The sequence below is a fragment of the Candidatus Flexifilum breve genome (genome assembly GCF_016713355.1).
Window position 1 is genome coordinate 118,254 of sequence record NZ_JADJPI010000019.1, and the last position, 26,311, is coordinate 144,564.

At 61.2% G+C, this 26,311-nt stretch carries 17 protein-coding genes and 1 pseudogene; 6 read left to right on the plus strand and 12 right to left on the minus strand.

The features are described from left to right. Positions 1-67: 67 nt before the first annotated feature. Both IPK17_RS17650 and IPK17_RS17655 read right to left on the minus strand, forming a co-directional pair. A complete protein-coding gene (locus IPK17_RS17650; RefSeq protein WP_343419007.1) occupies positions 68-1,618 on the minus strand; it encodes an acyl-CoA carboxylase subunit beta in 1,551 nt (516 codons plus the stop codon). Positions 1,619-1,997: 379 nt separating this feature from the next. Next, positions 1,998-3,431 carry an aminotransferase class V-fold PLP-dependent enzyme gene (locus tag IPK17_RS17655; protein ID WP_343419008.1) on the minus strand — a complete coding sequence of 478 codons (1,434 nt, stop codon included), beginning with the start codon at positions 3,429-3,431 and terminating at the stop codon, positions 1,998-2,000. 93 nt (positions 3,432-3,524) lie between these two features. Between IPK17_RS17655 and IPK17_RS17660 the strand changes: the two genes are divergently transcribed. Beyond that, positions 3,525-3,965: a hypothetical protein gene (locus tag IPK17_RS17660; protein WP_343419009.1), complete on the plus strand. Its 441-nt coding sequence runs from the start codon at positions 3,525-3,527 to the stop codon at positions 3,963-3,965. Between the two features lie 8 nt (positions 3,966-3,973). On the opposite strand, the gene IPK17_RS17665 is transcribed toward IPK17_RS17660, so the two are convergent. The 7 genes from IPK17_RS17665 to IPK17_RS17695 all read right to left on the minus strand — a co-directional run bounded on the left by IPK17_RS17665 (position 3,974) and on the right by IPK17_RS17695 (position 12,187). Continuing rightward, positions 3,974-4,729: a TIR domain-containing protein gene (locus IPK17_RS17665; RefSeq protein WP_343419010.1), complete on the minus strand. Its 756-nt coding sequence runs from the start codon at positions 4,727-4,729 to the stop codon at positions 3,974-3,976. A 96-nt stretch (positions 4,730-4,825) separates the two neighbouring features. Beyond that, a complete protein-coding gene (locus IPK17_RS17670) occupies positions 4,826-6,478 on the minus strand; it encodes an acyl-CoA mutase large subunit family protein (RefSeq protein ID WP_343419011.1) in 1,653 nt (550 codons plus the stop codon). Between the two features lie 386 nt (positions 6,479-6,864). After that, positions 6,865-7,467 (minus strand): class IV adenylate cyclase, encoded by a 603-nt coding sequence (locus tag IPK17_RS17675; RefSeq protein ID WP_343419012.1) that lies wholly within the window; start codon positions 7,465-7,467, stop codon positions 6,865-6,867. Positions 7,468-7,643: 176 nt separating this feature from the next. After that, positions 7,644-9,227, minus strand: coding sequence for a Ppx/GppA phosphatase family protein (locus IPK17_RS17680; protein ID WP_343419013.1), 1,584 nt, complete (start codon positions 9,225-9,227; stop codon positions 7,644-7,646). A 91-nt stretch (positions 9,228-9,318) separates the two neighbouring features. Then, positions 9,319-9,801 carry a hypothetical protein gene (locus tag IPK17_RS17685; protein WP_343419014.1) on the minus strand — a complete coding sequence of 161 codons (483 nt, stop codon included), beginning with the start codon at positions 9,799-9,801 and terminating at the stop codon, positions 9,319-9,321. Between the two features lie 164 nt (positions 9,802-9,965). Beyond that, positions 9,966-10,997, minus strand: coding sequence for a zinc-binding dehydrogenase (locus tag IPK17_RS17690; RefSeq protein WP_343419015.1), 1,032 nt, complete (start codon positions 10,995-10,997; stop codon positions 9,966-9,968). Next, on the minus strand, positions 10,997-12,187 hold the full coding sequence (locus tag IPK17_RS17695) for an acyl-CoA dehydrogenase family protein (protein ID WP_502748906.1): 1,191 nt from the start codon (positions 12,185-12,187) through the stop codon (positions 10,997-10,999). The genes IPK17_RS17690 and IPK17_RS17695 overlap by 1 nt, the downstream gene beginning before the upstream one ends. A 126-nt stretch (positions 12,188-12,313) precedes the next feature. On the opposite strand from IPK17_RS17695, the gene mce reads away from it, so the two are divergent. Continuing rightward, complete coding sequence (mce, locus tag IPK17_RS17700; RefSeq protein WP_343419016.1) at positions 12,314-12,730, plus strand: methylmalonyl-CoA epimerase; 417 nt, start codon at positions 12,314-12,316, stop codon at positions 12,728-12,730. Positions 12,731-12,801: 71 nt separating this feature from the next. Here mce and IPK17_RS17705 read toward each other — a convergent pair whose 3' ends face one another. Further along, the gene (locus IPK17_RS17705) at positions 12,802-14,157 is read right to left on the minus strand and encodes a DUF7282 domain-containing protein (protein ID WP_343419017.1); all 1,356 of its coding nucleotides are present in this window, start codon (positions 14,155-14,157) and stop codon (positions 12,802-12,804) included. Between the two features lie 178 nt (positions 14,158-14,335). Here IPK17_RS17705 and IPK17_RS17710 point away from each other — a divergent pair, with 178 nt between their 5' ends. The 4 genes and pseudogenes from IPK17_RS17710 (at position 14,336) to IPK17_RS17720 (ending at position 19,171) form a co-directional block, all read left to right on the plus strand. Continuing rightward, positions 14,336-16,798, plus strand: a complete 2,463-nt coding sequence (locus IPK17_RS17710) for a glycoside hydrolase family 65 protein (RefSeq protein WP_343419018.1) — start codon at positions 14,336-14,338, stop codon at positions 16,796-16,798. A gap of 196 nt (positions 16,799-16,994) precedes the next feature. Further along, positions 16,995-17,090, plus strand: a pseudogene (locus IPK17_RS40605) (hypothetical protein); the annotation flags it as partial. Positions 17,091-17,097: 7 nt separating this feature from the next. After that, positions 17,098-18,582, plus strand: coding sequence for a DUF4062 domain-containing protein (locus tag IPK17_RS17715; RefSeq protein ID WP_502748928.1), 1,485 nt, complete (start codon positions 17,098-17,100; stop codon positions 18,580-18,582). Continuing rightward, positions 18,557-19,171, plus strand: coding sequence for a tetratricopeptide repeat protein (locus IPK17_RS17720; RefSeq protein WP_343419020.1), 615 nt, complete (start codon positions 18,557-18,559; stop codon positions 19,169-19,171). Before IPK17_RS17715 ends, IPK17_RS17720 begins: the two co-directional genes overlap by 26 nt. A 573-nt stretch (positions 19,172-19,744) precedes the next feature. Here the strand turns inward: IPK17_RS17720 and IPK17_RS17725 are convergent. Beyond that, entirely contained in the window at positions 19,745-23,977 is a 4,233-nt protein-coding gene (locus tag IPK17_RS17725; RefSeq protein ID WP_343419021.1) for a type IV secretory system conjugative DNA transfer family protein, read from the minus strand. 154 nt (positions 23,978-24,131) lie between these two features. Next, the gene (locus IPK17_RS17730) at positions 24,132-26,141 is read right to left on the minus strand and encodes a methyltransferase domain-containing protein (RefSeq protein WP_343419022.1); all 2,010 of its coding nucleotides are present in this window, start codon (positions 26,139-26,141) and stop codon (positions 24,132-24,134) included. Between the last annotated feature and the right edge of the window lie 170 nt (positions 26,142-26,311).

Here is a 26,311-nt window from a genome sequence, read left to right on the forward strand (position 1 = left end):
TTCCTTACATGGTACGCCTGTGAGAAAGCGCGGACGAGGCATGCCTCGTCCCTACGAGAATCTGCGCTCATAGCGGGATGTTCCCGTGTTTCTTCGGCGGATTGGTGTCGCGCTTGTTCTGGAACACCTCCAGCCCGTTGATCAGGCGGGCGCGGGTTTCGCGCGGCTCGATCACGTCGTCGATGAAGCCGCGTTCCGCCGCAATGTACGGATTCGCCAGCTTCTCGCGGTAATCGCCCGCCAACTGCGCCTTGAGTCCCGCCGCATCGTCCGCGTCCTTCAGGTCACGGCGATAGATGATTTCGACCGCGCCTTCCGGCCCCATGACCGCGATTTCGGCGGTCGGCCACGCGAGGTTCAGGTCACCGCGGATGTGCTTGCTGCTCATGACGCAGTACGCGCCGCCATAGGCTTTGCGCGTCGTCACCGTCAGCTTAGGCACAGTCGCTTCGCAGTAGGCGTAGACCAGCTTCGCGCCCGACATGATGATGCCGTTGTGTTCCTGCGCCGTCCCCGGCATGTACCCCGGCACGTCGACCAGCGTGATGATCGGGATGTTGAAGCTGTCGCAGAAGCGGATGAAGCGCGCCGCCTTCGTGCTGGCATTGATATCGAGCACGCCCGCCAACACCATCGGCTGATTCGCCACGATGCCGACGCTGTGCCCGCCCAAGCGCGCAAAGCCAACCACGATGTTCGCCGCGTATTCCGGCTGAATTTCGTAGAACACGCCGTCGTCGACGATACGCTGAATGATCTCTTTGATGTCGTAGGGCTTGTTCGGGTTGTCAGGGATGATCGTGTCGAGATCCGGGTCCGCACGCAGCGGATCATCCTTGGTGGGCACAAAGGGCGGGTCTTCCATATTGTTCTGCGGCACGTACGACATCATTTCGCGCACGAGCAGCAGCGTTTGCGTCTCGTTTTCGCCGACGATGTGGCAGACGCCGCTCTTGCTGGCATGCACCGACGCACCACCGAGGTCTTCGAAGCTCACATCTTCATGCGTGACCTGCTTGACCACGTCCGGCCCGGTGATAAACATGTAGCTGGTGTCTTTGACCATAAAAATGAAGTCGGTGAGCGCCGGGCTGTAGACCGCGCCACCCGCGCACGGCCCCATGATCACGCTCAATTGGGGGATCACGCCGCTGGCGAGCGTGTTGCGCAGGAAGATGTCGGCATAACCGCCGAGGCTGATCACGCCTTCCTGAATGCGCGCGCCGCCGCTATCGTTCAAGCCGATCAAGGGCGCGCCGGTCTTGAGCGCCATTTCCATCACCTTGATGATCTTTTCGGCGTGGACTTCGCTCAAGCTGCCGCCCATCACGGTGAAGTCCTGCGAATAGACGTAGACCAGGCGCCCGTTGATCGTGCCCCAGCCGGTCACGACGCTGTCGCCGTGGAATTTCTGTTTGTCGAGGCCGAAATCGCGTGAGCGGTGCGTCACGAACGCGTCTAATTCACGGAAGCTGCCCGGATCGAGCAGGATGTCCAGGCGTTCGCGGGCGGTGTTTCGTCCCGCCTCGTGCTGCCGCTTGATGCGCTCGTCACCGCCCCCCAAGCGGCTCTGTTCGCGCAGTTGGCGCAGCCGTTCTATTTTCGGATTCACGGTCATAAAAGTTGTCTCCAAGTGATCAAGGCGAAAACTATAACACGTTACCTACCGCTGCGATGCACATCTTTTCACAAAAAACCCTCTTTATTCGGCGTCTTGCCCGTCGGGACAAGATTCGGAAGCGATGTTGCTGAGTCTAGAGAGTCACTTAGAGAGTATCTCTAGAGTCTGCCTAGCTGCCAGCGGACGCGATTTATCGCGTCCCTACGAAAACCAATTCGGTTCGGCGAACGGTGTTGGCTCCCCTCAACTGAATTCGGGGAGGGGCCGGGGGTGGGGTCGGAAGCTAGCCTCACCCCTAAATCCCCTCTCCCACGGGCGAGGGGACTTAAAAACACTGGTGTCTCCCCTTCCTCTAGGAGAGGGGTTGGGGGTGAGGTTATCTGCCCGCCGACCGATCCACGAACGTCCGCACGAACTGCATCAGGTGATACACATCGCTGAAGTTGGACACGATCCCCAGCGAGACGCGCACTGCGCCGGACGCCCGGCCGTCCATCACCAACAGGAATTCCTCAAACGTCAGGCGTTCTTCCTGCCCGAAGCACCCGCGCATGTCGTCGGCGGTCAGGTTGTTGGCGACCTCGCCCGCGCCGGGATTACAAAAACACCCCGTGCGCAGTGAAATCTGGCGTTCGTTGGCGGCGCGTTCGACATCCCGAAAGTCGAACAGGCTGCCGTTGGCGTCGAACAGGTTAATCGTCACTGTGCTGCCGCGTCCTTCGGTGGTCGCTGGCCCGTACAGGCGCACGAGCGGCTTACCGTTGCTGTGCTGCAAACTCAGCAGTTGTTCGAGCAGCCAGCCCGCCAGCGCCATCACCCGCGTGTGAATCGCGTCAATGCCCACTGATTGCAGGAACTTGAGACCGATCTCGACCGCGGGAATATTCAGGTAGTTGATCGTCCCATCTTCGAAACCGCGCTCACCTTCGGCGAGGTAGTAGCCGTCGCCCTGCACCGACGCCATCGTGATCGTGCCGCCCGCAAACCACGGACGCTGCAATTTGGCTAGCTTGTCTTTACGGGCGATCAACGCGCCGATCCCGGTCGGGTAGCCGAACAGCTTGTAAAACGAGAGATCGACAAAGTCGGGCGTCCACTGGCCGAGATCCAGCCGGTTAGTCGGCGCGAAGGCCGCAAAATCGACGAGCACGTCCCAGCCCGCCGCCTGCGTCCGCGCGATCCACTCCAGCGGATGCTGCACGCCGGAGAAATTCGACTGGCCGGGATAGGCAAACAGCGTCTTTTGCCCCGGTTTGGTCTCGGCGAGCAATTGCTCAAACACGGACGTGTCCGCGCGCAGATCGGGCGGCAGCACGGGGATGTAATGCACGGACGCGCCACGCGCCCGCGCGAATTCGCGCACCCCGTTGACCGAATTGTGATTGTCAAAGGTCAGCACATAGCGGTCGCCGGGCGCAAACGGGTACGACTCGCCCACCAGCTTGAGCGCACCGCTGGCGTTCTGCGTGAAGATCACCGTGTAGACGTCAGGATCAGCGTTGAAGTATTCGAGCACAAAGTGCCGCGCGTGTTCATCGAGTTCGGTGGCGGCCAGCGACGTGGGATTGCTGGAATGAGGGTTGCCGAACACGCCTTTTTGCAGCAGCCCCATGTGTTCGCGTAGTTGACGGTCAGCGTAGAGCCCGCCGCCCGTGTAGTCGACATAGATGTGCCCCTGCTCGTCGAGGCGGCTGTATTCGGCGGCGCGCAGATCATCGAGATGGCGGGTGGCCGTGTAGGCCGGATACCGGGCGCTGAAATCCGCGTAGGCTTGGCGCAGGGCGACATCCGTTTCAAGTAGCGCAGCCATGTAAAACTTCCCCTTTTGACGAAAAAGCACTATATCCTTAACTATACCGCAGGAATTCACGTTTCATGGGGATTGATCGACAGGAGGGCTGCGATGCCGCGCGACAAAACCAATATCCTCGACGTACTGCTGTTCACGGTGCTGACCATCGGCTTCGCAGTGATCGCGCTGTTCAACTGGCGCGGAGGTGAAGTGATCGGCGGGCTGGTGCTGACCGGGCTGACGCTCCTCTGCGGCGCGGCAACTGTGGATGGGTTGCAGCGTGGCGTGCGCCCGCCGACATCGTGGGAGCGCTTCAAAGCGTGGATGGTGCTGCGCCCCGCGTTGATCGGCGGGGTGGGCATCGTCGTGTTTTTGCAGCTGCCCGCGGACCTCGGCAGCGCGCTCCCCTCCCTACCGCATGAGACCGCCGCCGGGCTGCTCGTCATCGGGTTGCTCGTTTGGGCCATCGCCATCGGCTACACGCTCTGGCGCGCCCCGCACCGCTTCGAGGCGGACGCCGCCTACCGGAGACGGATCAAATATCGGGAATAGAACCAAAGCTAAGGGGTGATGCCAAAACGATTGAGCAATTGGACAAGCGCAGTGTTATACCCTGAAGCACTCTCGGACAGCACAGGTATTGCTTGCTTCATGGAGAGCAGATTATCTATCTCAGGGGACACATCAAAATCTCCCGATTTATATTCAAATCGGTTGTGCCAAATTGGAATGATCACTGAGTTAGACTGCAATGCCCATTTTATTTCCCCCTGTACATACGGGGATTCAACCGATTGTTTGCCGCCTAACAACAGAACAAAATACTCGCGTTTCTCTACCTGTTCCTTCAAATGGGCGTGCCAGTCATCACCCGGTTGAATAGACATATCTACAAAGGCGTTGATACCGTGATTCTTCAACTGTGCGGCAATCAGTAGAGCAAATGCACTGCTTACCGTACGGCTATACGAAACAAACACTTTCGCAGGTTCGATTTCCTCCAATAAGTCAAATGCTTGCTTAGTGAGCCTGATTGCATTAGCTCTTTCATCGAGATATCCATATCTTAGCAAAAGTGAAAAACTAGGTTGGGTTTTATACCATCTCTTTTCAAAATAGGATTTTAAGTCTTGAGACTGTATATCAAGTTTTGTGCCCGTTTCATCGTAACTAATTATAGTTGGATACCACAGTTCATTTACAGCACCTTCCGCCAGTTCTTTGGCTAATATCCTAATCCTAGCAATTGGGTCTAGAGGAAGAGACCTCTGTAACACCTGTTCCAAAAATACAGAAAACTTATCGCCATCATTCATATCAATTTCCTCTAAGAAAAAGCGGCTAACCCCACTGAGAGTTAACCGCCATTCTACACAGATTTTATCGGACGCAATAAATTGCGTCCCGACGGATTAGATCGACACTTCCGGACGATATTCGCCGAACACGACGCGCAGGGTGTGGCACACTTCGCCGAGCGTCACATCGTTTTCGACGCATTCCACCAGCAGCGGCATGAGGTTCTCGCTGCCGCGCGCCGCCGTATCCAGCCGACCGCGCAGTTCATTCACCTTGTCGTTGTCCCGGCTCGCGCGCAGTTCCGCTAAGCGCTGGCGCTGCGACTGCTCAATCGACGGATCGACGCGCAGCAGATCGGGCGTCGGCTCCTTGCCGACCGTGAATTTGTTCACGCCGACAATCGTCTGTTCGCCGTGTTCCACCGCGCGCTGATACACATAGGCCGCGTCCTGAATTTCGCCCTGCACATAGCCGAGCTCAATTGCCTGCTGCGCCCCGCCCATCTCGTCGATGCGGTCGATGTAGGCCTGCGCCCGCGCTTCGATCTCGTCGGTCAGGGTTTCGATCAGGTAGCTGCCCGCCAGCGGATCGATGGTGTCGGCGACACCCGTCTCATAGGCGATGATCTGCTGCGTGCGCAGCGCAATCTGCACGGCTTCCTGCGTCGGCAGCGCCAGCGCTTCGTCTTTGCTGTTGGTGTGCAGCGACTGCGTGCCGCCGATCACCGCGGCGAAGGCTTGCAGCGCCACGCGCACGATGTTGTTATCCGGCTGCTGCGCGGTGAGCGTGCTGCCGCCGGTCTGCGTGTGGAAGCGGAGCTGCCAGCTCTTCGAGTCTTTGGCGCCGAAGCGTTCGCGCATGATCTTCGCCCACAGGCGGCGCGCCGCGCGGAACTTGGCGACTTCTTCGAGGAACTGGTTGTGCGCGTTGAAGAAGAAGCTCAACTGCGGCGCGAAGTCGTCCACGTCGAGTCCGGCGTCGATGGCGGCCTGTACGTAGGCGATGCCGTTCGCCAGCGTGAACGCGACTTCCTGCGCGGCGGTGCTGCCCGCCTCACGGATGTGATAGCCGCTGATGCTGATCGTGTTCCAGTGCGGGACGTCGGTCTTGCAGTAGGCGAACAGGTCGGTGATCAGGCGCATCGACGCTTTGGGCGGATAGATGTACGTGCCGCGCGCGATGTACTCTTTGAGAATGTCGTTCTGCACCGTGCCGCGCAGCTTGGCCGACTCGACGCCCTGACTCTTGCCGACGGCGATATACATCGCCAGCAGCACCGTCGCGGGCGCGTTGATCGTCATGCTGGTGGAGACTTTGTCGAGCGGGATGCCCGCAAACAACTGCTTCATGTCGCGCAGCGAGCTGATGCTCACGCCGACCTTGCCGACTTCGCCGAGCGCCATCGGATCATCGGCGTCGTAGCCGATCTGCGTGGGCAGGTCAAAGGCGACCGACAGGCCGCTCTGCCCCTGTTCGAGCAGGAAGCGGTAGCGGGCGTTCGATTCTTCGGCGGTCGCATAGCCCGCGTACTGGCGCATCGTCCAGAAACGTGAGCGGTACATCGTCGGCTGAATGCCGCGCGTAAACGGATATTCGCCGGGGAAGCCGAGTTTCGCCTCGTAATCGGCAGAGTCATCGGGTACATAAATCGCGTCGAGCGGAATGCCCGACGAGGTCACGAACGCCGCTGAGCGTTCGGGGGCTTTCTCCATCACACGGCGGACGACATTGTCTTGCCAGCGCCGCTTCGCATCATGCAGTCGCATTCATAGCTCCTTGTGAAATTTACCACAATGATTGTGAACCGGATGGCCGCCGCCGCCTACCGACGATCATCCCCCCTTTGTCGTGCAGAATAACATGTTTAGGCAACCTCACCCCGTTTCGCTTCGCTCAACTGCCCCTCTCCAGAGGGAGAGGGGCAAGAGAAGTGTTCGTGTTTCGAAGTCATCCCCCTGCAGACGACACGCTGTAGGGGCAGACCTATGTGTCTGCCCGTGGTCGCGGGCGCACACAGGAGGATGTTGAAAAAGGTCAGATTCCGACCCCACCCCCATCCCCTCCCCGAATTCAAGGAGGGGAGACAGAAGAGGCGCTTGTGTAGGGACGAGGCATGCCTCGTCCTCAACTACACCCCAGATCTGAAAGTCTATTACACCGCCCCGGCGAACATGGCTTCGTCCAGCGCGATACCCTTGAAGTTGTCGAACGTCAGATCGCGGAACGACCAACCGCGGTTGCGCTGCCCGACCAGGAACAGCACGCTGTAGCTGTTGGTGTAACGCTTGGACTTACCAAAATCGACCGCGTCCAGCACGGCGCGGATCGTCGTCTCGTCGCCTTCGATCTCGACAAAGTTCCCGTACGGCAGTTCATCCAGCATGATCTCCGCGCCCGCCAGTTCGTAGGTCGTGCGGTATTTTTCATAGATGAACATGGGGTAAAACCCCAAGCGCTCCAGTATGATTTGCATGGTATCGAGGTCGCTCACTTCGACTTCCGCCTCAAAGCGCGTGCTCCCATACTGATCGTGGACTTTCTGGCCATCCTTGTAGGTCAGGCGGGCACGCGTGTCGTAGCGCAAACGCAGCACGCTCGACGCTTTCGCCAGTTCCCCATGCGCATCCTCAAAGCGAATGTTTTTCTCAAACACGCGCGGCGCGCTCACGGTGCCGCCCGCCGCTTCGATCCGCGCCTTAATCGCGTCCAGATCGGCCACATGCATTTTCAGTTCTGTCTCTTGGAGCTTTGCCATCAGTCAACCTTCTCCTATCCATCCAGCTTGTCATGGCAAGTTCTACCTCGCCGAGTGCGGTGGGCGGGACAAGTCCCGCCCCTAAGGATCAAAACCTGTACGCAGAGAGAACGAACTGCAGGAACGGTTGTCTCCCCTCCTCGAATTCGGGGAGGGGTCGGGGGTGGGGTGAGAACTTATTCCTCCGGTACCGCCACCAACTCTAACGGGATGCCAAATGCCTGCTCGAAAATATCAACGTGCCGCGCCGCCGACCACAGCGCGACCGTCTCGTCGCCGCGCGTGATCAGTTCCATCTGCGCCATGCCCCCGTTCAGGTGCAAGCGCACATTGCGCACCAAGCCATCACGCGCCCGGTCGAGCTGTTCGGCGAGGCGCAGGAAGGCGCACAGTTGTAGCAGGCGCACATCATCCCCCGGTTCGAGCAGTCCCGCCAATTCGTCCGGCGTCGGCTTGCCCTTGCGGTGGTAGCGCACGAGCAGCGCGATCAACGCGATTTCGCGGTGCGTGTACCCCGGCAGCCCCGCATTCGTGATCAAATAGCTGCCGTGCTTATGATGATCATGATAGTCGATGCTCACGCCAATATCATGCAGCATTGACGCCGCCCACAAGATATCGCGTTCGCCCGCGCCGCACTGCAGATGCTCGGCGGGCATCTGGTCGAACATGGCGAGCGTCAAATGCGCGATGTGCTCGGCGTGATGCTCCTGAAAGCGGTACAAATGCGCGAGATTCAGCACCGACGCGCGGCGCACATCGGCGAACATGGGCGTTTCGCCCGCGGGCGCTTCAAAGAAGCGCTCGTAGAACAACCCCTCGCGCAAACCCTGACTGCAAATCGTCATCGCGTCGAAGCCGCCCGCCTTCAGCACCTCGTGAATGGCGACCGCGCCCGCCAGTGAAATATCCGCGCGATCTGGCTTCATCCCGGCGACTTTACCGCGCTGCGCCACACTCAGTTTGGCGAGCTCGTCGCGCACTGCCTCCACCTCATCAACCGACATCGTGTAGCCATGCAGCCAATCCAGCGGATAGCCCATGCGCTTCTGAATCAGGTGGCCGATCAGGCGCAGCGAGCCGCCCTCCCCAATCATGGTCATGCCCTCTTCATAGCGAAACCAGTCCAGCGCCTGGAAGCGTTCACGTAGATGATCGCTCAACTGCTCGATCTCTTTGCGCGACACGGGATCAGATTTGAGCCAACCTTCGGTCAAGCGGACCGCGCCAATCGGAAAGCTGACACTGTGCGTGGTCAGGCGATTTTCGACCCGCGTGATCTGCATCGAGCCACCACCGAGGTCGACCACGTAGCCAGTGTGCAGCGTCGTGCTGTTGACCGCCGCCAGATAGCCGTAATAGGCCTCTTCCTTTTCGCTCAGCACACGGACGTTCAGCCCGGCTTCGCGCGCTACCCGTTCGATATAGCGGCTCTGGTTACGCGCATCGCGGATGGCGCTTGTCCCTGCGACCACAATGTCCTGAATGCCGGAGGATTGGCAGAATGAGGCGTAAATCTGCGCTGCCCGCACCGCGCGATCCATGGCTGCCGGGCGCAGCACGTCCATTTGCGCCATGCCCTCGCCGATGCGCACGCTTTCGCGGACTTCGTCAACCATTTTGAAGCTCAGGCGCGGCACATATTCCATGACGATCAAACGGAAGCTGTTGCTGCCCATGTCGATGATCGCCACGCGCTGCGAATCGCGGTACACATCGCTGTGCGCCGCCAGACTATCCAACTGCTGCAGGTTGTTCAAATCGGTTTCCTAGATCGGCTAGCGAAAAGGACGAGGCTAACCTCGTCCCGACAACCACTGTTTCGATTATTCACGCTGAACCCAAGCCGCTCTACTTGACCATACGGAGAGCTTCGGGTAAATGCGTTTGCACGGCGGTGATCAGCGCCTTGTGCGGCGCGGAATGGACAATCGATGGAGCGACCACCACGCTGCGAATGAACGTCCCGGCGGCGCGCTCGATCATCCACACGTCGGTTGAGTCGTAAGCGGGCAAGCCGTCCTGATCGACCAGCTTGTCGAAGCCAGCCGCCCGCAGCGCGAGAAAGAAGGCGCGGTAACGCGCTTCGGTCAGCGGATGCGTGAGCGGTTTGTGCCCCAAAGCCCGGCGGTAGACCGTCTCCAATGACGCGCCGCTCGTCCGCGAGTTGATCACTGTGGCGACCGAATCGCACGCGCGGCGGTCGTAGTAATGCACGGTGATGCGGCACACGTCGGCCACACCGGGGCGCTGCGCTACCGCACCAACCGGCGCGAGTCCCAGTTCTTCCGGAATCGACCGGAGCAGCGGCACGTGATAACCCAATAGACTCATGTCGCCTCAGAGATTGTAATGCCCAATCCACCGCATAGGGGCAGACCTACGTGTCTGCCCAGCCAAGGGCGCACACACAGGTGCGCCCCTACAAAATCGCCCGTGGACACCCGTTGCACGTCCCTACAGATTCCCCCTCGCCTCTAGAAGAGGGGTGATGTTACCTAGATCGCCAGCACGACTTTGCCGAACACGTCAAACTTTTCGAGCGTTTCTTCAGCCTGCCGCGCGTCGCTCAACGGGAAGACCTTGCCGACCACCGGCTTGAGCTTCCCCGCAAACACGAGGTTCATCACCTTGACGTAATCCGCCGTCGTGCCCATCGAACTACCGATGAGACTGATCTGCTTGGCGAACAGGTAGCGCGTGTCGATCTGCGCGTTGTAGCCACTCGTATTGCCGACGATCAGGATGCGCCCGCCGCGCTTGACCGCTTTCATGCTGTCCATGAGCGTCGCCTGCCCGACATTGTCGACGACGACATCGACGCCCACGCGGTTGGTCAGCTTGGCCAATGCCTTCGACCAGCTCTCTTCTGTGGAACGGTCGATGGTCACGTCCGCGCCGAGCTGCTCGGCCTGCGCGCAGCGTTCGGCGCTGCTGCCGACCACGTAGACTGTGCACCCGGCCAACTTAGCAATCTGGATGCTGGCGCTGTTCACGCCGCCGCCCGCGCCGACGATCAACACGGATTCGCCCGTGCGCAGCCCGCCGCGGTTCATCAGCGAATTCCACGCGGTGACGAACACCAGGCCCGCCGCCGCGGCCTCCTCAAACGTGACCGAGTCCGGCATTTTATGCAGATTGCGTGCGGGCAGCACGACGTATTCCGCCGCTACCCCCGGCGCATGTTCGCCGATGATCTGAATGTCGAGGCAGTCGCTCTCCGACCCGCGCAGATTGAGGCAGTCCTGATCGATCAGCGTGGGGTTGATCGCGACGCGGTCGCCCGCCGCGACATTGGTCACGCCCGCGCCGACCGCATCCACAATCCCCGCCCCATCTGAACCAATCACATGCGGCAGGGCGATGTTCAGACCCTTCCAGCCCGCACGCACCCACAGGTCGAGGCGATTGAGCGCCGCCGCCTGCATGCGCACGCGGACTTCGCCTGCCCCCGGTTCGGGCACAGGCAGGTCATCCACACACTGAATGACCTCCAGACCGCCATGCTCGTAGAAAACTGCCGCGCGCATCAGCGCAGCCCCAATTCGTTACGCGCGATCACCATGCGCTGCACTTCGCTCGTGCCTTCGTAAATGCGCGTGATGCGGGCATCGCGATAGTAGCGTTCGACGGGCAGTTCCTTGCTGTAGCCCATGCCGCCGTGAATCTGCACCGCTTCGTCGGTGATGAACATGGCCGCTTCGCTGGCGAACAGCTTGGCCATGCTCGCTTCGGTGGTGAAGCGTTCGCCGGTCACTTTGCTGCGTTCCTTCGCCGCGCAGGCGTTGTAGACGAGCAAGCGCGCCGCTTCGAGCCGGGTCTTCATATCGGCGATCTTCTGCTGGATCATCTGGAGCTGACCAATCGGTCCGCCGAACGCCTGCCGTTCGCGCGCATACTGCACCGCCGCTTCATAGGCCGCTTCGGCAATGCCCACCGCCTGCGACGCGATGCCGATGCGCCCCGCGTCCAGCACGGCCATGGCGATCTTGAAGCCGTCGCCGGGCTTGCCGAGCACGTTTTCGACCGGGCAGGCATAATTTTCAAACACGAGTTCGCTGGTAGCGCTGGCGCGAATGCCGAGCTTGGGCTCTTTCTTGCCACGGATGAAACCGGGCTGCGCCGCGTCGATCAAAAATGCGGTGATGCCCTTGTGTTTCTGTTCCGGCGCGGTCATCGTAAACACGATCACGAAATCGGCGACCGGACCGCTGGTCACCCAGCTCTTGCGCCCGTTGATGATGTAGTGCGTCCCGGCGGCATTGAGCACCGCGCGGCTCTCCATCGTCCCGGCGTCGCTGCCGGACATCGGTTCGGTCAGGCTGTACGCGCCGATCTTCGCGCCGCTGGCGACGGGCACGAGGAACGCCTGCTTCTGTGCTTCCGTCCCGAACTTGGTGATCGCGTTGCAATACAGCGAATTGTTCACGCTGACGATGGTGCTGTGGCTGGCATCGGCTTTAGCGATCTCGATCATCGTCAGCGCGTAGGCGAGCGTATCCATGCCCGCGCCGCCATATTCTTCGCTGACTTCAATGCCCATCAACCCCATTTCGCCCATCTGCTTGACGGTGGCGAGCGGGAAGTCGCCGGTTTCATCATGCTCCGCCGCAATCGGCGCGATTTCCTTCTGCGCGAAATTGCGGACGGCTTTGACGAGTTCCTGATGTTCGGGTGTCATCTGGGGGATGAGCGGCTGATCGGAGAGTTGGTTGACCATAATAACCTCTTTTAGTGGTGCACATATGTGACAAACATCAGGGGTGATTATAGCGAACCCTGCGCCGACATTCACGCGCCGCCCCGTTATAATGTCAGGTGCAACGTCAATTTAGAGAGGACTGTCATGGCCCCGATCAAAATCAATCATATCGCCGTTGTGGTGGAAGATGTCAACACGGCGTTGAAATTCTGGCAAGACGCGCTTGGCCTGCCGCTGCAGCATGTGGAACACAATGAAGGTGAAGAAGTCGATATCGCCTTTTTGCCCGTTGGCGAAGGCGAAGTTGAGCTGATCGCCCCGTTCACCGAAACGAGCGGCGTGGCGAAGTATCTGGCGAAGAAGGGCGCGGGACTGCATCATCTGTGCCTCGAAGTCGAAGACATTGAAGCGGCCTTCGCGCAGATCAAGAGCGCGGGCGCGGAACTGATCACCGAAACGCCGAAGACGCGGCCCGATGGCACGCGCTACGGCTTCGTGCATCCCAAGAGCACGGGCGGCGTCCTCCTCGAACTCTACCAAACGGTCAAGCAGACGGCGTAACGAACCTCACCTCACCCCGTTTCGCTGCGCTCAACCGCCACTCTCCAGAAGGCGAGGGGCAAAAGCAGATCCTACTCCCTCTCCCGCTCGGAGAGGGGGCAAAGGGGGTGAGGCTGGACTACCCCGCGGGCGTGACTTCCGGCGTCGCCATCAGGCTCGGGATCCGCCGTAGCGATCATCCCCGCTTCGTCGGTCGCCATGCCGCCCATGCCGCTGTCGCCGCCAGCCGCTGCGCCAACCATCGTCGGCACGGTGACGACCGCGCCATTGTAGATCACTGGCAGGTCCGCACCGACGACCTTCAGGTATTCATAGATGCCGTTCGAGTTCGTGTCGGCGTGCAGCATCGGCCACACCATCGGCGAAATCAGCATGTCCGGCATAGCGGGCGGCGGCGCGAGCGGCACAACCACACCCGTGTTCTCGCCATCCGCGACCGGAGTCACGCCGATTGACGCGGACGGATGCCCCATCATGTCGGAGTGCACGTCGATGAAACCCGCGCCAATCGAGACGACATTGTCGATGGTGAGTTGGCCTGTGCCGCCGGGACTGGTGGTATCCAGCATCTGATTCATCGCCGGGATGATAATCGGCGTGTTGACGTTCTCGAGCATCGTGCCATCCGCCAGCATGACGGTCGGCGTTTCGGTCGCGTTCATGGGACGCGTCGCCACCTGACCTTCAATCACGACGGGCGCATCCGCCCCTTCCACCTGACCAAATTCGTAGGTGCCGACCGTATTGTCGTCCACATGGAGCATCGGCCAGAGCACGGGCATCTGACCTTCGGCGGCCAGCGGGACGATCACCGCCGGATTCGTGCCGGGGTTGAGCAGCGCCTGCCCCAGCACCGGGCCGGACTGCCCGTTGTTATCGGCATGCACGACGAGCCACCCGCCGTCCTGCGTGATCACCGAGGCGAAGATCACCGTGTTCTCAATCGGCTGCTGATCGTAGGCGAAGATGCCCGCAATCGTGAAGCTGGTGTAGCTGCCTGTGCGCGGCATGTCTGCCGCCGGGTTGAGTTCGTATTCAAACACGCCGGGCGTGTTATCGTCGACGTGCAGCATGGCGTGCAGCACGGGCGTCGCCATCGCGCCATCGATCATCACGGCGAGGTTATCCGTCCCACCCTCGGCAATCGGCGCCACGCCGACCACATGCCCCGGCTGACCGTTCATATCCGCATGAATCGCGACAAAGCCCGGGCCTTCCGAGTCAATCCGCGTGATACTCACCATGCCGTTGAGCACCACCTGATTCGTGACCTGTACAGCGGGATCCGTCATCATGTTACCCATGTCGCCGCCCATTTCAGGGGTCGCCATCATATCCGAAGTGGGTTCCGGCGTCGCCTCCTGCGCGAACAGAGGGACCGCCACGACCAACGTCAGCAGCATCAGCATAAACAGAGTCTTGCGCATACATCGTTCTCCTACTTACCACAATTCGGCATGTGCCAGAATCCACCATAGCATGAGCAGATAGACATGCAGATCGTTAGACTGTCGGCTCTAAAGCAATGCTCATCCACCACCCGTCGACCGCGCGGCATGTTACACTTTGCATCACATTACCGAGTTCCAGAGGGACAGAGGGGCTATGACAGCAGCGACGAACACCCCGGTCTACGCCGGGGATGCGTGGAATATTGTCGAAACGACGTTTGACTGGGAGCATGAGCGTTCGTACCAAGCCGAGAGCATTTTCGCGCTCGGCAACGGCTATCTCGGTCTACGCGGCACATTCGAAGAAGGGCTGGAACGCGCCGTTCACCCTAACGACGCCAAAGACTATCACCCGGCGACGGGGCGCGACCGCTACGGGCGCTTCCTGAGCGTGGATGGCACGTATCTCAATGGCTTCTACGAAAGCCAGAAAATCAAATATCCCGAATCAGCCTATGGCTACGCCGACAAAAGTCAAACGATGCTCAATGTGCCGAACGGCAAGATCATCCGCGTGTTTCTCGGCGACGACGCCGAACCCGTGCAGCTCGACGCCGAGCACAGTTCGTTCAGCGATTACACGCGCACACTCAATATGCAGGACGGTCTGCTGACACGCTCGGTCACCTGGCGTTCACTCAACGGTCGCCAGCTCCGGTTGGAGGCGCGCCGCCTCGTCAGCTTGACGAACAAGCACCTCGCGGCCATCGAATTCACGCTGATCCCGGACTTCAGCGGACGCATCCGCCTTGAGTCCGTGCTGGATGGCGACGTGCAGAACGTGAAGGCGGGCAGCGATCCGCGCATCGGTAGTCACCTTGACGGCTCGGTGCTGCGCTACGCTGATCAATCCGGCGAAAACAGCGAAGAATACATCGTCATCCACGACACGAAGGATTCCAAGCTGCGCCTCGCCAGCGGCATGAGCAACGTGCTCAGCACCAACGCGACCGTGAAACGCGCCTACGAATTCAACGACGACACGGGGACGTTCACCGTGATTTACACCATCGACGCGGTCGCGGGACAGCCGATCACGCTGCACAAGTATCTCGCCTATGTGTACGCCGACCGCCGCAGCGCCCCCGCCGCGCTGATCGAAACGCTGCGCGCCGATCTCATGCAGGCGCGCGCTAAGACGTTCGCCGGACTGGCCGCCGAGCAGCGCGACTATCTGGAAAAGTTCTGGCAGCAGGCCGACGTCACGATCACAGGCAGGGACGGCGATAGCGAAGTTGTGCTGCTGCAACAGGGCATTCACTTCAATATGTTCCACCTGCTGCAAGCGGCGGGCGGCCCCGGCAAGACCAACATCGGCTCGAAGGGGTTGACGAGCGAAGGCTACGAGGGGCACTACTTCTGGGATACGGAAATGTTCGCCGCGCCGTTCTTCCAGCACGTCAAACCGGAGATCTGCCGCGATCTGCTCGGCTACCGCTACCGCATCCTCTCCAACGCGCGGACGCGAGCCCGAACGCTGGCCTTGCAGGGTGCGGCGTATGCGTGGCGCACCATTAACGGCGAAGAATGCTCGGCGTATTACCCGGCAGGTACGGCGCAGTACCACATCAACGCCGATATCGCCTACGCGATCAAGTCGTACGTCATGGCGACGGGCGACACCGATTTTCTGCTGGAAGCTGGCGCGGAAATCGTGTTTGAGACGGCGCGCATGTGGGCGAGCATTGCGGGCTACAGCCCGATCAGCGACACCTACGCTATCCACAACGTAACCGGCCCCGATGAGTACACGGCCATCGTCGACAATGACTGCTACACCAACATGCTGGCGCAGGCGCATTTGCGCTACGCCGTCGAGGTTGCGGAATGGGCACAGCGCCACGGTCACAGTTTGACGGCGCAGCCCAGCGCCGCCGAGGTCGCAAGCTGGACAAACGTGGCCGACAAGCTGATCATCCCGCAGACCAACGCGGACGGCGTGTTCGAGCAGAATGACGGCTTCTTCGGGCGTCCCGATTGGCCGCACGACTTCGGCAAGAAATCGAATCAGGATGTGCTGCTCAAACGCTTCCACTACCTGACGATTTACCGGCACCGCGTGTGCAAGCAAGGCGATGTGGTGCTGGCGCTGTATCTGCTGCCGGAACACGCGCCCACGCTGGAGCAAAAGTGTGCCAACTACGACTACTACGAGGCGATCACCACGCACGATTCGTCGCTCTCGACCTGCACGTTCAGCATCATGGCGAGCGAAATCGGCGAGCCACAGAAGGCGTATGCGTACTTCTGGGACACCGCGCTGATGGATCTCGCGGACAAGCACGGCAACGTGACCGCCGGCGTGCATATCGCCAACATGGCGGGCACGTGGATGAGCCTCGTCAACGGGTTTGCGGGGCTGCGGCTGGAAGCGGGCGCGCACCTCGGCGCGAGCATCGCGCATTACCGGCCAACGCTGCCGGAGAAGTGGGAGGCCTACAGCCTCGTGCTCAAGCACATGGGACAGGTACTGCGCGTCACCGTGCGGCGCGACGGGGGCGGTCAGTGCGTGGCGGAGTATGCGCTCGTCGACGGCAACGCGCTGCAACTCAAGCACTATGGCGAGGCGTTCACGCTCACCGCCGATGCCGCGCAGTGCAAGCCGATTCCGTGCTGAGCGAACCTCACCCCTAAATCCCCTCTCCGAAAAGAGGAGAGGGGACTTAAGACTCCTGCACTTCTCCCCTCTCCCCGCTTGCGTGGGAGAGGGGTCGATCAGCGTGAGGGGTAAATGAACGTCCCCGCCCCTATTAGCGCCGCCCGCGATTCGTGCTACTATCGAATAAACCATCCGCTCACCGTGAGAGGCGTGCATGACCCCCAAGCCGCGCATCGACGTGTTCATCAGCAGCACCAGCATCGACCTGCCCGAATACCGCGCCGCCGTGCGTGATGCGATCCTAACGTTGGGGTTGTATCCGAGCGGTATGGAGACATGGACGCCGCAGGACGAATCGCCCGTCGAATTGTGTCGTCGCATGGTGGCCGATGCCGAAATTCTTCGTCGGGATTTACGCCTATCGCTACGGCTGGTGTCCGCCCGGTCACGACGGCAAGAGCATCACCGAACTGGAATACGATTGGGCAACCGAACGCAAAATTCCGCGCCTCTGCTTCATCATGAGCGATGATCACCCCTTCCCCGAAAACCGCAAGGACAAAGACGCCAGCGATCAAGTCAAGCTCAAAGCCTTCAAAGACCGCGTGAAAGAGCGCGTCGTCGGCTTTTTCACCAACTCCGATGATCTCAAAGCGCGCGTCACCGCTGCGTTAGCGGAAACCTCCCGGGAGTTGATCGCCGAGATGACGCGTCCCACCTGCAACTTCGTGCCCAACCCCGAACACTTCGTCGGGCGCGTTGACGAACTGGCGGCACTGCGATCCGCCCTGAGTACGGACGGCGCGGTCACGGCGATCACCGCGCTCAAGGGGATCGGCGGCATTGGCAAGACGACGCTGGCGTGCGCTTATGCCAATCAGGATGATCGCTTCCAGCTCAAGCTGTACGCGAGCTTAGGCCAGAACTACCGCGAAAACTTGGAATCCTCTGTGATGGAGACGTGGATCGGCGGCGACTTTCACTTTGCGCCGGGAACACCGCTCGACCAGATGATCGCGTATACGCGCCAGCACCTGATGAACGATGGCTGCGGCACGCCTGTCCTGCTGCTGATCGACGATGTGTGGGCGGACACCGTGAACGCCGCCCGCAACCTGCGCGCCGCCGCGCCGCCGAATGCCCGCGTGCTGATCACCACGCGCAGCGAAGACGTGGCCGCCGCGCTCGACGCCGACACCACCCGCCTTGACGCGCTCTCGCCGGACGAAGGCGCGGATCTCATGCTTGACTTGATCCGCGACAAACGCGCCGAAACGACCCGCACCGACCTCAAAGCGATCAGCACGCTGCTGGCGGGGCATTCGCTGGCGCTGGCGCTGGCGGCGCGCCAACTGCGGCGCAACTTCCAGACACGGCGCGTGAAGGAACTGAAAGACACGCTCGAAAAGGGCTTGCGCGACGGCGACGCCTTCCCTGACCTGAAGCTGGAACGCGCCGATGCCGCCAGCAAGCAGGACAGCGTGAGCCTGACGCTCAAATTGACGCTCGATGCGCTCCACGCCCACAATTCTGACCTGCACGAGAAACGGCTGAGGCAGTTCCGCGCGTTAGGGGCGCTGCCACCCGATCTCGCCTTCCGCGCCAAGCACGTTTACGCCATTTGGGGCGACGAAGATGCCGACGCGCTGGACGACTTCGCCGCCGAAGGCTTGCTCACGGCGGACGAAAGCCGCGACGACTGGTACACGCAGCACCGCCTACTGCGCGCTTACGCCCGCGCCCAATTGCGCGAACGTGACGAACTAGACGAGGCAGATGCGAACCACCGCCATTACCTGTGATTTGGCAAGCGTTGGCAAAGTCGCCGGAATCGACGGCGATTTTTTGCGCGACCTCCAACAAATCGACACGCTAGGCAATGATCTGGCCACCCGCCTTGCGGGGACAACCGATCCAGGACACGTGCAGCAGATGAAATCCCAACAGATAATCGGCGAACGGACGGCCACAGGCCTCGTCCTCTGTTTCTTGCTGGCCAAAGACGACGATAACTCGAGTAGTGGACGCATGCTGGCAATGGCACGCGCGCTTGGAGATAAACAGGAAGAGGCGACCATTCTCCAAAACATCGCTTATAAGTTGATGTGGGGTGATGATGACGACGTGAAACAAGCCGTCGCATACTACGAAAAGGCGCTTCGACTCCTCCGTAAAATCGGTGACAAACATGGCGCTGTGGACCTCCTCAGCAGAATCGGTTTCCTGTTGCGGAACCTTGGCGACAACGCCAAAACCCTCGACCATTTCGAACAGGCGCTCCCGCTCCTCCGCGAGGTCGGCGATAAGAGCGGCGAGGCAATCAATCTCAAACGCATCGGCACGGCATGGGACAGGATGGGCGACAAACAAAAAGCACTCGACCTATTTTGAAGGGCGCTCCCCTCTATCGCGAGATCGGCAATATTCACCTGACGCGGCCTCAGTTTTCAACAAGCGATGGCGCGGTGGGAACAGGGCGACCGGGCGAAGGCGATGGAGTACATGCAGACCGCCCGCGCCCACAGAGTGGGCATCGACATCAGCACGAAAGATGAGGATAGCATGCTCAGTAAGTGGCGGTCGGAAATGGACGGGGCAACCTCACCCAACCTCCTCTCCGGCTGGAACGGGAGCCACCGGTCACGCAAGGCAGGCCACTCGGGGGGTTCTGGAATGGGGATCCTCGGCGAGCCCGTTCCAGCCCATCAATCGCGCCTCGGTCCAGCATCATCAAGACTTCGGCACGGCTATCACCTTCAAGTGGCAGCCCGGAGATGGGATCGACGCAAACCACACACCTTTTCGAGAGCCATCCTCTACGGCAGCGCCAAATAGTCCAAGCGTTTTCGTCATCATCAGGTTCCCTTTCTCCCACCTTAGGCGACGGGGGACGCAATAAATTGCGTCCCTACGCAAAACACGCTTTTCCCTCTCCTCTTATCGGAGAGACGATTTAAGGTGACCTCAAAACTTCCCCATGATCGCCCGCTGCACGATCGCCATATCGGCCCCGTAACGCAGACCGGACATCCGGCGAATGGTATCCGCGCTGGCGCGGTCGGGTGGGCGCATCGGCGGCAGCGTCTTCATGGTGAAGGGGCGCGCCGCCACGCCGTCCACCATCAGCTTGACCGCGGCGGTGAACTGCGGCAGGTTGATCAGGTCGCCGCCGCTAAACGACGGGTACATTTCCGGCGCGAGCGCGGGCGCATCCTGCGTCCCCACGCGGAAGGCCACCATGCTGCCCACATTGCCGAACACCGCCTCCAAAATCGTGCGGTCAAGCTGGTGCAAAAACTGGTTGGCGATGGTCATCACCACGCCGAACTTACGCCCCTCGCTGAGCATGGTCGCCAACATCGGCGTGCTGAAGTTTTGCACCTCGTCAATGTACATGAAGAAGTCTTTGCGCTTGTTGATCGGCAGTTCACCGCGCTTGAAAGCCGCTTGCAGCATGCCGCTCAATACCAGCCCGCCGATGAACGAAGCGTTGTCCTGCCCGATGCGCCCTTTGGCGAGGTTGACGAGCAGAATCTTCTGCTCGTCGATGACCTTGGGCCATGGGATGCTCGTGCGCGGCTGGCCGATCATCCGGCGCAGCGTCGCATCTTCGACAAAGCGGCTGAACTTGGAGAGCAGGTACGGCAGCAGTTCCGCCTTCCAGTGATCGCTCGCGCCGCTCATCTTGCGCACGATGTCCTCGTAGTACCCCTTGACCAGCGGGTCTTTGATGAACGGCAGCACCCGCTTGATGTACTCCGGGTCGCTGATGATGCGGTACACGTCGATCAGCGTGCCGTCGGGCATGGACATGGCGGCGAGCATGGCGTTGCGCACGGTCTGCTGGAAGATCGGCCCGACGATGGCCTGATTATGCGGATCGTACAGCCGCTGGAGCATGGCGATGAATTCGTTGACGATGCGGTACTTGTCCGCCTCGTTTTCGCTTTCGAGGATGTTGATGCCGAGCGGGCGCGCCTCTTCCGACGGATCGAGCACGATCACGTCGTCGGCGCGATACGACGGGATGCGTGCCAGCACGTCCTCGCACAGGTCGCCGTGCGGGTCGAGCAGGAACACGCCGCGCCCCGCCTCAATGTCCTGCAAAATCAGCGTCATGAGCAGCGTCGATTTGCCCATGCCCGTCTTGCCGACCACGTACATGTGACGGCGGCGGTCGTTCAAGCCCTGCAAAATCGCCATCGGCACGCCTTTGACGCGCGCCGCGCTCACGCCGAGCCGCGCGCCCGTGTCCGGCATACCCGCGGGCGGCACAACCGGACGCCCTTCCAGCTTGACCATGCCGGGGATACCATCGGCTTGCGGCACGGGCAGGCGAAAGATGTTCGCCGCTTCCGTTTCCGCGACGAGGTAGCGCATGCGCGATCCACCCGCCGCCGCTTCTACGTCGAGGCGGGAGAGGTTGCGCCGCAGCACGTTCGCTTCGTCGGAGCTGGTCGCGCGGAGAATCTCGTAGCCGCCGAGCGTCCCCGCGTCGCGCACCGGACCAAAGAGCGCCGCGCCGGCCATCTCCGGCAGCAGTTGACTCGTGCCCGCGCTGCCCGCAATATACACGCGCAGCAGGTAGGCATATTTGAGCGTGTTGTTGTGCGCGTGCGTCTGGCGCAGTTCTTCCCACAACTGCACGCGCGAAATCATCTTGAAGCCTTCCGGGGTCACCGCCTGTGCCGTCGGGTCGTCGTTGACCGCCGCGCCCGCCCGGTTCAGCGCCTGCGCGGTCGTCAGCTTCTCCCACGGCAGCAAACTCGTCGGCTTGAGATGAATGCTGATCATAGCGGGCTTGTTCTGGCGCAGGAACACCCAGTGCAGATTGTGGATGTCAAACGTGCCGGGGGTAAACGGCGCGATGAACTTGGCCTCGTTGACTTCAATTTCGCGCCGCGCGATTTCGGCAGTGTGCGCGTATTCGAACGGCGTGAGCAGATTGCGCAGTTCGTCCTCGTCGACCACCGGCTCGAAGATGTAGATGTTCTCCTGCGCCAGCGGCAGAATCGCGTGCATGTCCGTCCACAATTGCAGCGCGTGAGCGTGACACTGCTCCGGCGTCGCCGATGATACGCGCGCCAGCAGCGCCACCGTCATCGAGCCGCGCTCCGGGATCAGCGGGTGCGGCTGACTGATCAGGCGCAGCACGAAGATCGCATCGCCCATCACATCCCGCAGCGCGCCCAGCACCTGCACGAATTCGTAGTGCGCAGTCATCAGCTTCTGATACCAGTCCCCGCCGCCGGGGAAACCAATCTCGCGCACCGCCACCGCAAAGAAGCCGTGATAGAACGGCGGCGCGGCTTTGCGCGTCAGCGTATCTTCCATGACGACTTCGTTGGCCGCTTCAATGTGCACGACGGGTTCGCCATTCTCGCGCCGATCCAGCCGTTCGCGCATCACCTGCACATCCGGGTCACGCGGGTCGAGTTGATCGAGGATGGTGCGCGCGCCTTCGACATTCCAGCGCCGTTCCAGCACGCCGACCGCCTGTTTGCGCGCTCGCGTCTTGAGCGGCTTAGCGGCCTCCGACTGCATCACGTTGTAGAAGTCATCCAACGCCAGCAGATCGTGTTCGGTCACCAGCCGCGCCATGCCCCGCGCATAGAACAAATCGGGATCCGCTTGCAGTTCGAGCAGCTTGGACGCCGCCGTGATCAGCGCTTCGGGGGCGGGGGGGTCGTCCAGCAGCGCGGCGATCTCCGCCTCGATTTGCGCGGTCAGCGCCGCCCGCAGACCGGGGACGGATTTCGGCTTATCGGCGAACGCCGCGTCGATGGTTTCGGCGGCAAGTTTGAGCTGTCCACTCGCGATCAGCGCCTTGACCAGACGCGTCCGCTGCTGGGTGGGCAGCGCTTTCCAATCGGTGGGCTGGCGTTCGTTGATGCGCCCCACCTGCAGGAGCGTTTCGGCATTCAAGCCACCATGTTGGAACAGCGCGTACGCTTTGAGCGCGGCTTGATCGGGCGTAGGCGGCGCGCCGCTGTGCAATCGCGTCACCAGCGCGCGTAAAGCGGGTGCTGCCTTGTGCTCAGCGGGCAGCGCGGCCAGCGCCAACTGCGCTTGGGCATAGGCCGCCGCCAAGTCGCCGAGCTTCTCGTGTGCTTCGGCCAAGCCCACATAAGCGATGACGCCGGAGTGCGCTGCCGCGCCCTCATCTAGCCCATAGCGCTGCGCCACCAGCGAGCGGATCGCCAGCTTGGAACCGCAAATGCCGCAGTCATCCAGCGAGATCGACGCCTCTTTGCCGCAGTGCGGGCAGATCAGCGGCGTTTCCTGCACCAACAAGAGCAGCGTCTTCGCATCGCGCAGCGCAATCGACGCGCGTTTCGCCTTGCTCCACTTGAGCGCGGTCTGGTAGTGATTGAGCGCGGTCGGCGGGTCGTTGAGCGCGAGTTCAGCGCGCAGCAGCGCGGCAAACGGTTGTCTGACGCGCGCTCGTTCGCACGCTTTCAGGAAGCGTTCGGCCACTACCTCATGCTCGGCGGTCAGGAACACGGCGGCGGTCGCCAGCGTTGTCGCTTCGACCTCGTCAGCGGCCTCAGCGATCACTTTGAGCGTCCGCTGCTGCGGCGCTTTGATCTCCAACAGCAGCGACAGCGCCTCTTGCGTGATCTTGTCCTGGGCCAGCCAATGCTTGACCAGATGATAGATCGCGCGTTCACGCATGGCGTCGTCGGTCGCCCGGTCGTAGGCAGCGCGGAAATACTTTTCCACTGCCCCCGACCAACCAGGATTCGGCGCTTTCGTCAGACCAGACCCGAACGGCGGCGCATTCAGCCCACCGAAGGGGCTCTCGACGCGATTGTGCGGGTGACGCAGGAGCGCCAGCCCCGCCGCCAGCGGGATATAGGCTTCGCGCGGGGCGAGCAGCGCGGCTTTGTCGAATGGGTCGTAGGCGCGAAATGGTGAGCGCGTTTTCAGGTGTTCGCGTCCCTCGCGCAGCAAATCCTTGACGAGCGCGTCGCGCCGCTGCATAAGCTCGGCGCGCTGCGGTGCTGGATCGAGTTCCAGCAGTGCCGTGCCGATGAACTCATGCTGCTGTTTCAGGTCGAGACAAAAGGTGATCTTGAGGATCAGGGCGTCGGCGTCATGCGGATGCGCGTCCAAGTGCAGTTGGAGGAGATCGAGAGCGTCATCCTGTTCGCCGCTTTCGAAAAGGCTTCGGATTTCCAACAGGAAGTCAGGCATAGCGGGCGACCTCGGGTCAACGTGCGGGGCAGATAGATCAGCTATACACCCGTTATGCTCGATCCGCAATCCAAACCGCATTACAACTTATTTACCGAAAAGAGTAATACCTTGTATTCTTAGAACTATCGAGTTCTGTTTCACCTCTGCGCGATCACGTTTCGGAGCGATACAAATAACGTGCATGCAGCCCTTCCTCGATGGCCTGTCGCACCCCCTGAGCATCCCCACAGCGGTTCTCCCAGATGAAGAGGATGTCTTCGGCTTCAAACTGCGGTCGCAGGTCATCGAGCACCGCTGTGCGCCGCACGGCGAGCGCGTGATCCTGCGCCGTGAAATTCTGCGTCGTGAAGCGCAGCCCGTTCGCGATCAGCGCGGCAGCGAGCGGCGTCCGTTCCGGCGCGAGGTTTTCCGCAGGGAAATCGTCTTTCGCCACCCATGGCTCCCGTCCATAGGCGTAGAGAAGCACCAGCTTCCCACCGGGACGCAGTGCCGCCCGCCATTCTCGGACGGTGCGCGTGTAGTCGTTACTGAAATAGATCGAATCGATGGAGATAATCGCGTCGTAGGTCGCTGCGGGCAGTTCCAGCGTGTTGAGGTCGCCAACCGCGAACGTGAGATGCTCGCGCTTGCCTGCCGTGCGCCGCTGCGCCTGGTCGACTCCCTGCGGGCTGTAATCAATGCCCGTGATGTGTGCACCCGTCTGGTCGGCGATGTATTCAGCGACCATGCCGTTGCCGCAGCCAAGTTCGAGGACTTGATCGCCCGGTTGGAGGTCGAGCGTGGCGATCAGCGCGTCTACCTGCTCCATGTCGGCGAAACCATGCTGACACAAATTGCGCCCGAACACCCGTCGACAGAATTCAGCGTGCGCGGCGCTGTGCTCCACAACTTTGTAGAAGGCTTCGTAGAAGTCGTACATACCATCATCCTGCAAGCAATGCGGGTAGCTCCACCAGCCACCTAAACCGCCGACAATGGTAACGCTGTTCAGTCCGACGGGGTCAACTGAGTTCTGAGCCAGCGCCGCGCCCATCAACCCCCACCACGCCGTTTGCATCTGGACCATCGTCCACGGGTAATGATCGAAGAAGCCGACGACGATCAACGCCACGGTGATCGCCGCCAGTGCGATCAACCCGGCACGGTCTTCGTGTGGCACCGTGCGATCTCGCAGGCGCTGCCCGATAGCGAGGGCTGCGAAGATCAGCGCGATCAAAACGAGCACCAACCCCACCGTGCCGAGTTCCGCCCACGCCGAAAGCAGCACGTGATGCACATTGTCGCCCCGCAGATCGTAGTGCGTGCCGACGATGAAGTAGCTCGCCCGCCACGGGAAATTGCCAATGCCAACGCCGAAGATCGGACGTTCGGCAATCGACCGCAGCGCGAAATCGGTGAACACCAGTCGATCCGAGATCGAGCGCAGTTCAATCGCTTGTTGCCCGTCCCCAACCCCCACCCGCGCGGCCAAGAAGGGACGATAGCTGATGAAGAAGAGAGCGACAACCAGCCCTACCGTGCCCATGCCGAGTAAGGCCCGCCGCGTGATCAGCAGGCGGGCGAACGGGAGCAGCAGCCCCCCGCCGAGCGCCACGGCGATCCACGCCGCGCGCGAAAATGTGAGCAGCAGCGCCCACCCGCCCAGCGTGACGATGCCCACACCTGCCAACCAGCGCCCGCGCCGCGCGCTGATCACCCACGCGCAGGCCGCCAGCACGCCGACCATCAACGTGCCCGCCAGCGCGTTAGGATGCGGCATCAAGCCGTAGGGGCGCACATAGGTCAAATCACCCGCGCGCAAAATGCTGATCCAGTTCGACTCCGCGGTGTACGGAAACTCGCCCAGCGCGCGCAAACCAAGCGCGCCCATATTCCACACCTGCCCGACTGTGATCAGCCCGTTGAGCGCACACACGACCGCCAGCGTCGCGACGATGTGTCGTGGACGCGGCGCGGCACACGCACACACGACCGCGAACAGTGCCACGATCCCGAATTGAAGCGCTGCCGTCTGCCCGACCTCCGGGTAATTGCGCCGCTGAAACGCCCACAGCGTCGAGGCGAACGCCCACAGGGCCAGCAGCAGCAGCGCCAGCGTCCACCAGCGTCCCCAGCGCGAACGGCGCAGATCGCGCAGTCCCGGCACCCCGTGATCACCCACGCGGTGATCGATATCAGCATCGGCAGCAGAATCAGGAAGTTGGAGACATACAGCGGCGGTAGCAGCGGCGGCACGTCGGCAAAACGGTACCACACTGGGATGAGAGCGAACGTAGCTAATATCCCGGCATGGATGATGCGCAAACGATGCTGCTTGATCCAGCGTAGGGG

Coding starts and splice junctions, on each gene's coding strand:
- IPK17_RS17650 (WP_343419007.1), bottom strand. CDS start 1,618: ATGACCGTGAATCCGAAAATAGAACGGCTGCGCCAACTGCGCGAACAG.
- IPK17_RS17655 (WP_343419008.1), bottom strand. CDS start 3,431: ATGGCTGCGCTACTTGAAACGGATGTCGCCCTGCGCCAAGCCTACGCG.
- IPK17_RS17660 (WP_343419009.1), top strand. CDS start 3,525: ATGCCGCGCGACAAAACCAATATCCTCGACGTACTGCTGTTCACGGTG.
- IPK17_RS17665 (WP_343419010.1), bottom strand. CDS start 4,729: ATGAATGATGGCGATAAGTTTTCTGTATTTTTGGAACAGGTGTTACAG.
- IPK17_RS17670 (WP_343419011.1), bottom strand. CDS start 6,478: ATGCGACTGCATGATGCGAAGCGGCGCTGGCAAGACAATGTCGTCCGC.
- IPK17_RS17675 (WP_343419012.1), bottom strand. CDS start 7,467: ATGGCAAAGCTCCAAGAGACAGAACTGAAAATGCATGTGGCCGATCTG.
- IPK17_RS17685 (WP_343419014.1), bottom strand. CDS start 9,801: ATGAGTCTATTGGGTTATCACGTGCCGCTGCTCCGGTCGATTCCGGAA.
- IPK17_RS17690 (WP_343419015.1), bottom strand. CDS start 10,997: ATGCGCGCGGCAGTTTTCTACGAGCATGGCGGTCTGGAGGTCATTCAG.
- IPK17_RS17695 (WP_502748906.1), bottom strand. CDS start 12,187: ATGGTCAACCAACTCTCCGATCAGCCGCTCATCCCCCAGATGACACCC.
- mce (WP_343419016.1), top strand. CDS start 12,314: ATGGCCCCGATCAAAATCAATCATATCGCCGTTGTGGTGGAAGATGTC.
- IPK17_RS17705 (WP_343419017.1), bottom strand. CDS start 14,157: ATGCGCAAGACTCTGTTTATGCTGATGCTGCTGACGTTGGTCGTGGCG.
- IPK17_RS17710 (WP_343419018.1), top strand. CDS start 14,336: ATGACAGCAGCGACGAACACCCCGGTCTACGCCGGGGATGCGTGGAAT.
- IPK17_RS17720 (WP_343419020.1), top strand. CDS start 18,557: ATGCGAACCACCGCCATTACCTGTGATTTGGCAAGCGTTGGCAAAGTC.
- IPK17_RS17725 (WP_343419021.1), bottom strand. CDS start 23,977: ATGCCTGACTTCCTGTTGGAAATCCGAAGCCTTTTCGAAAGCGGCGAA.